Here is a 6,251-nt window from a genome sequence, read left to right on the forward strand (position 1 = left end):
CAACAAAACCGGCTTTGCCAGCCGACCTGTCAGCGCGCCGCGCCGCTCAGGCCGTATAGCGAATTGACGCTTGATTTGCCAAGCAAAACGCCTGCCAGCGGACGCAACATCGGGCCCGCCGGCTCTCTCAAATCACCGAAAAATTGTTCTAAACTTGATCCAGACCATAGAGCGTATGCAGCGTCCGCACCGCCAGCTCGGTGTAGGCGGCGTCGATCAGCACTGAGAACTTGATCTCGGAGGTGGTGATGGCGCGGATGTTGATGTTGCGGGCCGCGAGCGCAGCGAACGCCTGGGCCGCGACGCCGGCATGGCTACGCATGCCCGAGCCGATCACCGACACCTTGGCGACGTCGGTCTCGCTGTCGAAGCGGGCGTAACCGATCTTGTCCTGCGCCGAGGTGATGGTCTGCTTGGCACGGGCGAAGTCGGCGGCCGGCACCGTGAAGGTCAGATCGGTGGTCTTGCCGTCCTCGGAGACGTTCTGGACGATCATGTCGACGTTGATATTGGCGTCGGCCAGGGGACCGAAGATCGACGCCGCCACGCCCGGCTTGTCCTCGATCCGGCGCACAGAGATCTGCGCCTCGTCCTTGGAAAAGGCGATGCCGGTGACGACGTGGTTCTCCATGGAATTCTCCTCGCTGCTGATCAGCGTGCCCGGCGGCGTGCCGTGCGGATCGATATCTTCGGGCTTGTCGAAACTGGAGCGGACGAAGATCGGCATGTTGTGGACCATGCCGAGCTCGACCGAGCGGACCTGCAGCACCTTGGCGCCGAGCGAGGCCAATTCCAGCATCTCTTCGAACGACACCTTGTCGAGCCGGCGCGCCTTCGGCACCACCCGCGGGTCGGTGGTGTAGACGCCGTCGACATCGGTGTAGATGTCGCAGCGGTCGGCCTTCAGCGCCGCCGCGATCGCCACCGCCGAGGTGTCGGATCCGCCACGGCCGAGCGTGGTGATCCGGCCGGTCTCGGCATGGATGCCCTGGAAACCGGCGATCACCGCCACTTCCTTGCGCTCGGAAAAGCGCTTGATGATTTCGCTGCCGTCGATCCCGACGATCCGCGCCGAAGCGTGCGCGTCGCTGGTCAAGATCGGGATCTGCCAGCCCTGCCAGGACCGCGCCTGAATGCCGAGCGACTGAAGGGCAATCGCAAGAAGGCCCGACGTCACCTGCTCGCCGGACGCCACCACCGCGTCGTATTCACGCGCGTCATGCAGCGGCGAGGCTTCGGTGCACCAGGCCACCAGCTCGTTGGTCTTGCCGGACATCGCCGACACCACCACGGCGACCTCATGGCCGGCATCGACCTCGCGTTTGACATGGCGCGCGACGTTCTGGATGCGCTCGATATTGGCGACGGACGTGCCGCCGAATTTCATCACCAGCCGGCCCATGACGAATAGTGCAATCCTTGGAGACAACGAGTATTGATGGCGCGGAATCCGCCAGGCGGGAGCCGCGTGGCGCGTATACACAGCGTCGCGGTTTCGGGCAAGCAAGGGCATTGCGGCCGCGGAACAGGCGCAACCCGCTCCGGCCGCGTGCCGGGCGACAGGTACGGACATTGAGGAGCATCGCGCACCCCATGGCACTGCAACCCGAGTCCCCCGGCCAGCCGGCCTCGACCGTCGATCCGGCCGAGATCGCGAAATTCTCCAAACTGTCGGCCGAGTGGTGGGACCCCACGGGGCGGATGGCGCCGCTGCACCGGATCAACCCGCTGCGGATCAGCTTCATCCGCGATGCCGCCTGCCGGAAATTCGAGCGCAATGCCAAGAGCCTGAGCTGCCTCGAAGGCTTGCGGATGCTGGATATCGGCTGCGGCGCCGGCCTGTTGTGCGAGCCGTTCACCCGGCTGGGCGCCCAGGTGATCGGAATCGACCCCTCCGCCACCAATATCGCCGCCGCCAAACTGCACGCCGACAAGTCGCACCTGGCGATCGACTACCGCAACGTCATGGTCGAGGAAATCGACCCGCGTGAGCGGTTCGACATCGTGCTGGCGATGGAAGTGATCGAGCACGTCACCGACGTCGGCGCGTTCCTGTCGCGCTGCGCCGCGCTGATGAAGCCGACCGGCATCATGGTGGTGGCAACGCTCAACCGGAACTGGAAGAGCTTCGCGCTCGCCATCGTCGGCGCCGAATATGTGATGCGCTGGCTGCCGCGCGGCACCCATCAGTGGGACAAGTTCGTCACCCCCGCCGAACTCGAGCAGCACCTCAACCGGCTGAAGCTCACCGTCACCGAGCAGTCCGGCCTGGTGTTCAATCCGCTCGCCGACCGCTGGAAGCTGTCGCCCGACATGGACGTGAACTACATGATGGTGGCCGAAACGGCGCCGTAGTTCTGGACGACCGCGCGCCGATCGCTCTGGCGCGCGAAAGCCCTCGCAATGCAGGCATGATCCGGGTCCGGTTGACCGCTGCGGACCGGATCGCCGAGGCTGCAGCGTCCCTCCTGCTGCCAACGCCATGTTCACCGTCGCTTCGCTCTGGATCCCCTTCACGCTCGTCGCTGCGCTCGGCCAGGTCGCGCGCAACGCGATGCAGCGCTCGTTGACCGGGCCGCTCGGCACCTGGGGCGCCACCAATATCCGGTTTCTGTTCGGCTTCCCGTTCTCGCTGCTGTTCTTTGCCGGGGTGATCTGGGCGACCGGCGATGCGATACCGTGGCCCGGCCTCGATTTCTGGCCATGGCTGCTGCTCGGGGCGCTGTCGCAGATCGCAGCCACCGGCATGATGCTGGCGGCGATGAACGAACGCTCTTTCGTGGTCACCACCGCATATCTGAAGACCGAAGCGATCCAGACCGCGATTTTCGGCTTCGTGTTCCTCGGCGATCACCTGAACCTGTGGAAGGTGGTGGCGATCCTGATCGCGACGGTCGGCGTCGTGGTTACGGCGCTGCGGCCGGGTGCGGCCCGCGGCCTCGTCAGCCTGCGGCCGACCTTGCTCGGGCTGAGCGCCGCCGCAGCCTTTGCGCTGTCGGCGGTCGGGTTTCGCGGCGCGATCATCGTGGTGCCGGACGTGACCTTCGTCACCGCCGCGACCTTCACCCTGGTGTTCGGCCTCGGGGTGCAGACGCTGGTGCTGACCATCTACCTGCTGGCGCGGGCGCCGCAGGTGCTGCGCGACATCTTGCGACTGTGGCGGCCGTCGATGCTGGCCGGCTTCGTCGGCGCCGCGGCCTCGCAGTTCTGGTTCCTGGCATTTGCGCTCACCGCCGCCGCCAACGTTCGTACCCTGGCGCTGATCGAGGTGCTGTTCGCGCAAGCTGTGGCCTACTACTCGTTCAAGCAGCCGGTGGCGCTACGCGAGATTCTCGGCATCATCCTGATCGTACTCGGCGTCGCGCTGCTGGTCGCGGTGTAATTACTTCAGCGCGATGACCACGGCGCCGGCGGCGATCAGAGCGATCCCAATCCATTCGGTGCCGGACGGCCGCTCGCCGAGAAACAGCACGCCGAACAGCACCACCAGCACCACGCTGAGCTTATCGATCGGCGCCACCAAGCTGGCCGGGCCGAGCTTGAGGGCCCGGAAGTAGCACAGCCATGAAGCGCCGGTGCACAGCCCCGACAGGATCAGGAACGTCCAGGTCTTGGCGCTGATCGGCCCGTCCGCGACGAGCTTTCCGGTCGCCGCCAGCAGCCCGCCGAGCGCCACCAGCACCACTACGGTGCGAATGAAAGTGGCGAGATCGGAGTTGATGTCGGCAACGCCGACCTTGGCGAAGATCGCCGTCAGCGCCGCAAACACCGCCGACAGCACCGCCCAGAATTGCCAGGAAAGCAGGGTGTCGGGATTCACAGCTGCGTCTCCAGCGAACTACTTGGCGTCCGAGTCTCTCAGTCGTCGTTCCGGGGCGCGCGAAGCGCGAGCCAGAATGACAAAAGAGAGCATTCGGCTCGCTAAAGCCAAGACGTCAATTCCGGTCGTCCGGCAGCACCGGCAGCGGCGCCACTTCGATGCCTTCGTCGATCAGCGCCTTGGCCTCAGCCGGCGAAGCCTCGCCGTAGATCGGGCGGTGTTCGATATCGCCGTAATGCATCGCGCGCGCCTGCTCGGGGAAGCGCTCGCTGACATTGTCGGCGGTCTTGACGATGTGGTCGCGCAACTCCTTCAGCTTGGCGCGCAGCTCGCGCTCCTGCGCCATCAACAGCGGCGTCGGCGCATCAGCAGAAGTCGTCTCGGCCGGAAGGTTGGTCGCGGTGGGTTCGGCGGCGGCCGGCTCGGGCGCGCGGCCGCGGCCTTTCTTGCCGACGATCTGCGGCGCCATGATCGCCTTTTCGACTTTCACTGAATCGCACTGCGGGCAGCTCACCAGCTTGCGCCGAACCTGGGACTCATAGGCCGACGAGCTCTGAAACCAGCTCTCGAACACGTGGCCTTTGTCGCAGCGCAGGCTGTAGCGGATCATGACTGCCGGACCAGATGCAGGTGGCCGGGGCCGGCGTTCGCATCGGCGACGGTGAAGCGCCGGCCGTGCTGCAGCGACGGAATCTTGCCGCGTGCTTTGGTCACTTCGGCCGGATCGATCCGCGCCATGATGAAGCCGGGCTCAATGCCGCCTTCGGCGAGCACCTTGCCCCACGGATCAATGATCAGCGAGTGGCCGAACGTCTCGCGCTTGTTCTCGTGCAAACCGCCTTGCGCCGCGGCGAAGACGAAGCAGCCGTTCTCGATGGCGCGAGCGCGCAGCAGCACGTGCCAATGCGCCTCACCGGTCGGCTTGGTGAACGCCGCCGGCACCGCCAGGAACGATGCGCCGGATTCGGCAAGCGCGCGGTACAACGCTGGGAAACGCACGTCGTAGCAGATCGTCAGGCCGATCCGGCCCCAGGGCAGGTCCGAGATCACCGCGGTCTCGCCGGGCTGGTAGTTCGCCGACTCGCGGTAGCTCTCGCCATTGCCGAGATCGATGTCGAACATATGAATCTTGTCGTAGCTCGCCAGGATCGTACCGTCGGGGCCGATCAGGAACGAGCGGTTGACCGCGCGCTCCGGCGAGGCGCGCAGCGCCAGCGAGCCGATGTGCAGATGGATGTTCAGTTCACGCGCCAGCTCGCGATACGCCTTCAGCGACAGGTCGTCGTCCTGCTCGGCGAGCTGGACGAACAGCGCTTCGCGGTTGAGCTGCATCATGTTGCTCACCTCGGGGGTGAGCACGTAGTCGGCGCCGGCCTTCACCGCCTCGCGGATCAGCCGGATGCCCTGCTCGAGATTGGGCTCGGGGGTGAGGCCGCTGCGCATCTGCACCAGGGCGGCATTGAACGGCACCGCGTCGGTCATGACACGGCCTTCTCGCCGGCGAGCAGCGCGTCGAGCTTGCCCTCGCGATCGAGCGCATAGAGGTCATCGCAGCCGCCGACGTGGAGGTCGCCGATGAAGATCTGCGGATAGGTGGCGCCGGGGCCGGCGCGCTCGTCCATCTTCACTCGGAAGCCCGGATCGACCGCGACGTCGTACTCGGTGAAGGCCGCCTTCTTGCGGTTGAGAAGCGACTTGGCGGCGCTGCAATAGCCGCAGCCGGGGCGGGTGAAGATCTCGATCGCTGCGGGCATTCAGGCTCCGTTGGGTTGCCGAGGATGGGCGCAAGGAGCGGATTATATGGGGGATTTCAGCGTATCGACAACCCGCGCGAAGACCAGCACGTCGACCGAGGCCGCCCTCGCCCGGAGCAGCGCGCGGGCGCAAGCATCGACCGTGGCCCCCGAGGTGAGCACGTCGTCGACCAGCACGATCCGCCGCCCCTGGATCTCGGCCTTCCGGTGGTTCGGAACCTTGAAGGCGCCCTGCACATTAGCGGCACGCTCGCTGCGCGACAGCCCGATCTGGTGCGCGGTCGGCCGGACCCGCTGCAGGGCCTCAACCGCGACCGGCAGCTTGGCCTGCCGGCCGATCACCTGCGCCAGCACGCCGGACTGATTGTAGCGACGCGAGAAGCCGCGGCGCCAATGCAGCGGCACCGGCACCAGCAGATCGGCGTCGGCCAGCAGCGGCTGCCCGGCGCGGGCCATCCATCGTCCCATGGTCGGCGCCAGATCGGTGCGGTCATGGAACTTGAGGCCGTGCACCAGCGCCTTGGCAACTTCGTCGTAACGGACGGCGGCCCGGGCACGGCTATAGGCCGGCGGAGCGGCGATCGCCTGCATCGACAGCATGCCGGGGCCGGGATCATAGACGAACGGGATGCCGAGCTTTTCGCAATACGGCGGGGCGATGAAGGACAGCTGCGACC

The 6,251-nt window shown here is 66.2% G+C and carries 8 protein-coding genes; 2 read left to right on the forward strand and 6 right to left on the reverse strand.

The genetic code is table 11. The annotated features are described in order from the left end of the window. Positions 1 to 148: 148 nt before the first annotated feature. On the reverse strand, positions 149 to 1,402 hold the full coding sequence (locus DYI24_RS18865) for an aspartate kinase (RefSeq protein WP_107342803.1): 1,254 nt from the start codon (positions 1,400 to 1,402) through the stop codon (positions 149 to 151). Between the two features lie 191 nt (positions 1,403 to 1,593). Here DYI24_RS18865 and ubiG point away from each other — a divergent pair, with 191 nt between their 5' ends. Then, on the forward strand, positions 1,594 to 2,355 hold the full coding sequence (gene ubiG / locus DYI24_RS18870; protein ID WP_164573401.1) for a bifunctional 2-polyprenyl-6-hydroxyphenol methylase/3-demethylubiquinol 3-O-methyltransferase UbiG: 762 nt from the start codon (positions 1,594 to 1,596) through the stop codon (positions 2,353 to 2,355). Between the two features lie 127 nt (positions 2,356 to 2,482). Further along, entirely contained in the window at positions 2,483 to 3,382 is a 900-nt protein-coding gene (locus tag DYI24_RS18875) for an EamA family transporter (RefSeq protein ID WP_164573402.1), read from the forward strand. Here DYI24_RS18875 and DYI24_RS18880 read toward each other — a convergent pair whose 3' ends face one another. The 5 genes from DYI24_RS18880 to DYI24_RS18900 form a co-directional block, all read right to left on the reverse strand. Further along, on the reverse strand, positions 3,383 to 3,820 hold the full coding sequence (locus DYI24_RS18880; protein WP_164573403.1) for an EamA family transporter: 438 nt from the start codon (positions 3,818 to 3,820) through the stop codon (positions 3,383 to 3,385). A gap of 115 nt (positions 3,821 to 3,935) precedes the next feature. Beyond that, positions 3,936 to 4,430: a DUF1178 family protein gene (locus DYI24_RS18885; RefSeq protein ID WP_164573404.1), complete on the reverse strand. Its 495-nt coding sequence runs from the start codon at positions 4,428 to 4,430 to the stop codon at positions 3,936 to 3,938. After that, entirely contained in the window at positions 4,427 to 5,302 is an 876-nt protein-coding gene (locus DYI24_RS18890) for a carbon-nitrogen hydrolase family protein (RefSeq protein ID WP_164573405.1), read from the reverse strand. Before DYI24_RS18890 ends, DYI24_RS18885 begins: the two co-directional genes overlap by 4 nt. Next, on the reverse strand, positions 5,299 to 5,574 hold the full coding sequence (gene grxC, locus DYI24_RS18895; RefSeq protein WP_164573406.1) for a glutaredoxin 3: 276 nt from the start codon (positions 5,572 to 5,574) through the stop codon (positions 5,299 to 5,301). Before grxC ends, DYI24_RS18890 begins: the two co-directional genes overlap by 4 nt. A gap of 42 nt (positions 5,575 to 5,616) precedes the next feature. Then, positions 5,617 to 6,251: ComF family protein (locus tag DYI24_RS18900; protein ID WP_164573407.1), on the reverse strand; the 635-nt coding region annotated here is incomplete at its 5' end.

It is taken from the genome of Rhodopseudomonas sp. BR0C11 (assembly GCF_010820945.1).
GTDB lineage: Bacteria > Pseudomonadota > Alphaproteobacteria > Rhizobiales > Xanthobacteraceae > Rhodopseudomonas > Rhodopseudomonas palustris_H.

Excerpts from the sequence above, each read along its gene's own strand:
- DYI24_RS18865 (WP_107342803.1), bottom strand. The coding sequence starts at position 1,402 with ATGGGCCGGCTGGTGATGAAATTCGGCGGCACGTCCGTCGCCAATATC.
- ubiG (WP_164573401.1), top strand. The coding sequence starts at position 1,594 with ATGGCACTGCAACCCGAGTCCCCCGGCCAGCCGGCCTCGACCGTCGAT.
- DYI24_RS18875 (WP_164573402.1), top strand. The coding sequence starts at position 2,483 with ATGTTCACCGTCGCTTCGCTCTGGATCCCCTTCACGCTCGTCGCTGCG.
- DYI24_RS18885 (WP_164573404.1), bottom strand. The coding sequence starts at position 4,430 with ATGATCCGCTACAGCCTGCGCTGCGACAAAGGCCACGTGTTCGAGAGC.
- DYI24_RS18890 (WP_164573405.1), bottom strand. The coding sequence starts at position 5,302 with ATGACCGACGCGGTGCCGTTCAATGCCGCCCTGGTGCAGATGCGCAGC.
- grxC (WP_164573406.1), bottom strand. The coding sequence starts at position 5,574 with ATGCCCGCAGCGATCGAGATCTTCACCCGCCCCGGCTGCGGCTATTGC.